The 3427-nt window shown below is 73.6% G+C and carries 2 protein-coding genes; both read left to right on the forward strand.

Translation table 11 applies throughout. From position 1 onward, the window contains the following. Positions 1-1433, forward strand: a 1433-nt coding sequence (locus tag RIM90_RS31110) for an ATP-binding protein (RefSeq protein ID WP_309064082.1), incomplete at its 5' end; no start/stop codon positions are given. A 210-nt stretch (positions 1434-1643) separates the two neighbouring features. Continuing rightward, positions 1644-3377: an Ig-like domain repeat protein gene (locus RIM90_RS31115; RefSeq protein ID WP_309064083.1), complete on the forward strand. Its 1734-nt coding sequence runs from the start codon at positions 1644-1646 to the stop codon at positions 3375-3377. Positions 3378-3427: the final 50 nt, after the last annotated feature.

Consider the following 3427-nt stretch of genomic DNA (forward strand, 5'->3'; position numbering starts at 1 on the left):
GGGAGTGGAGCGAGCTGACCGCCTTCGCGACCGCTGAAGGCGCGGGGCCCCGGCTCGGCGTGGTGTCGGGCCGTCGCCGACAGGGGAAGAGCTTCCTGCTGCAGGCCCTGGCCGACGCGACCGAAGGCTTCTACTACGCCGCGGTCGAGGCGTCGGCCGCCGAGTCCCTGCGGTTGCTGGGCGAGGCGGTCGCGCGCTTCACCGGCGCCGCCGTCCCCCCTCGGCCGGCGAACTGGGACGAGGCGCTGGAAATGCTCTTCGGGCTCGCGAAGGACCGGCCGCTGCCGGTGGTGATCGACGAGTTCCCCTATCTGGTGCGGAACGCCCCCGCCCTCCCCTCCCAGTTGCAGGCCGCCATCGGCGTACGCTCCGAGCGCCACCGCAAGGAGCGTCCCCGGATCCTGCTGTGCGGCAGCGCGATGTCCTTCATGGGCGGGCTGCTCTCCGGGGCCTCCCCGCTCTACGGCCGCGCCGGCCTCGACCTCGTGGTCCACTCGCTCGGCTTCCGGGAGGCCGCCGAGTTCTGGGGCATCCAGGACCCGCGGCTGGCGGTCCTCGTCCATGCGATCGTCGGCGGGACCCCGGCGTACCGGCGGGAGTTCGTCGACGACGACGTACCGGACGGCCCCGACGACTTCGACGCCTGGGTCTGCCGGACCGTGCTCAACCCGGCCCGTCCGATCCACGGCGAGGCTCCGTACCTGCTCGCCGCCGAGCCGGATCCGCGCGACCGGTCGCTGTACCACTCGGTCCTGGCCGCGGTGGCGGGCGGCAACCGCACCAGTGGGGGCATCGCGAGCGCGGTGGGCCGCAAGGCCACCGACATCTCGCTGCCCCTGACCGTCCTGAAGAACTGCGGTCTGCTGATCGCCGAGCCCGACGCCTTCCGCGGCAACCGCACCACGTACCACGTCGCGGAGCCGCTGATCAGCTTCCACCACGCGGTCGTACGGCCCGAGACGGCTCTCCTCAGCCGCCGGCGAGGGGCCGCCAAGGTCTGGGAGCACAGCCGGCCCACGTTCCTCAGCAAGGTCGTGGGGCCGCACTTCGAGCGGTTGTGCCGCGAGTGGGTCGAGTGGCACGCGGACCCCGAGACGTTCGGGGGCATGCCGATCCAGGTCTCCTCGGGAACCGTCGCCGACCCGGTGAGCCGCGCCGGCCTCGAGGCCGATGTCGTGGTGCACGGCGCGATCGGCCAGGACCAGGGCATCCTGCTGTCCGTGGGTGAGGCGAAGTGGCACAAGGTCATGCACCTCGGGCACCTCCAACGCCTGCGCCGCATCCTGGAGTTGCTCGCCGCACGAGGCGTGGACACCCGCCACGCCAGACCCGCCTGCTACAGCGGCGCGGGCTTCGCCCCCGAACTGCGCGCGGCCGCCGACCGGGGCGAGGTGCTGCTCGTGGATCTGGAGCGGTTGTACCGGGGGTCGTGACGAGGACCTCGGCCTCACGGGCCGGACACCGCCGACCGCGGCCGGCCCCCACGCACGCGACGCACGCGAGGAACGTGAATCCCGGGGGAATCCGGACGTGCCGGTGTACGCTCGCCGGGCTTGCACGACCCGAACGGCTGTTCCTCGCCGCACAGGTGACAGGGGCGGCCGTTTCACACGGGTCGCCGACACAGCCTGTGGGGGGCACAGTTGAATACAGCACGACGGTTCAGACGTCTCGCGGCCACGCTGCTCGCCGGCGCGCTCACCGGCGGGGGCCTCACCCTCGCCGCCGCGCCCGCGGCGCACGCGGCGGCCTCCGATCTCGTGGCCAAGCTGCCGATCTCCTCGTTCTCGGCGCTGGCGGTCGACTCCGCGCACCAGCGCGTGTACGTCGCCGACAGCAACCTGGGCAGCTCCTACAGCAGCGGGCTCATCGCCGTCTACGACTTCTCCGGCGAGCGCGTCACCACCCTCACCACCCAGCGCCACGTCTCCGGCCTCGCGCTGAACACCGACGGCAGCACGCTCTACGCCGGTGGCCGCGACGGGGTCCTGCGGTACGACACCACCACCTACCAGTCGCTGCCCACGCCGTCGGCGGGCACGGACACCTGCGGGCGCAGCCTGGCCTACGCGGGCGGCACGGTGTACCACACCACGCCGTACGCGTACTACGCCTCGGACTGCGGCACGACGCTCACGTACCTGGACTCCTACCACTCCGACAACACCTGGCAGCGCACCGGCTGGCAGGACCACGGCAGGCTCCAGCTCGAGGCGGGCCCCGGCGACCGGCTGCTGATGGGCCAGCCGCTCAACGCCCAGGCGGCCAACCCGTTCCTCGCGGTGTACGACGCGAGCGGAAGCACCCTGGTGCGCACCGCCGGCCGCCGTTTCGCCGACGGTGAGGGCAAGGGCGCCCTGAACCTCAAGGACATGGCGTTCTCCCCGGACGGCTCCGAGGTCGCCGTCGCCGACTCCTCGGCCGGCACCCGGCTGCTGAACACCGCCGACCTCTCCGACGCGGCCACCGGCTACCCGGCGCTGCCGTCCGGCGCCTCCGCCTCCGCCGTCGCCTTCAGCGGGGACGGGACGTACCTGGCGCGCGGTGCCTCGGCCTCCGGCGCGACGCCCGACCTGCTGCTCTCGCCCGCCGATCCGGGGGACGCGACCGCGCCGCTGGAGTTCGCCTTCGAGGGCAGCCTCGACGGCGACCGGGTCGCGCCGCGCGGTCTGGAGTGGTCCGCCGACGGCTCCCGGCTGTTCGCGGTCACCACCAACACCGCCGGAAACCAGTACTGGCTGCACGTCATCCAGCCCCCGGCCGTCCAGTACGACGCCCGCTTCACCGGCGGGCTGACCCACAGCCCCGCCCAGGCCGTGGCGGGCGAGCCGCTGGCGGTGCGCGGCAGGCTGGAGATCGACGGCCCGGCTCCCGCCGAGCCGCTGAAGGTCACGGCGACCCGCACGGACGCGAACGGCACGCACCGGCTCGGCACCGCGACCGTCAAGGCGGACGGCACCTTCACCGTCCTCGACGAGCCGGACCTGGCCGGCGAGGCCACCTACACGGTGTCCTTCCTCGGCGACCTGACCCACCGTCCGGCCACCGACGTCACCCGCACCGTGTCCGTCGGCAAGGCGGCCAGCTCGATCGCGCTCACCGCCCCGGCGGAGGCGTCGATGAGCACCGGCGTCCGGCTCACCGGAACGTTCACCGCGCAGGGCAAGGCGCTGCCCGAGCGGGCCACGCTGAAGGTGGAGCGCACCGACCGGCTCGGCACCGGCACGCTGTCGTCGGTGACGGTCGCCGCGGACGGCACCTTCACCATCGACGACCTGCCGCGCACCCGGCGCGAGACGACCTACACGGTCAGCTGGCCCGGCGACGACCTGCACGAGGGATCCACCGCGTCGGCGACGGTCCGCGTCACCCGCTGACCGCGGTCATCCGCCGACCGCGCGGGAAACGCCGACGGGGCACCCCGGGC

Origin of the sequence: Streptomyces sp. (assembly GCF_031181555.1) — a bacterium.
Lineage (GTDB): Bacteria > Actinomycetota > Actinomycetes > Streptomycetales > Streptomycetaceae > Streptomyces > Streptomyces fimbriatus.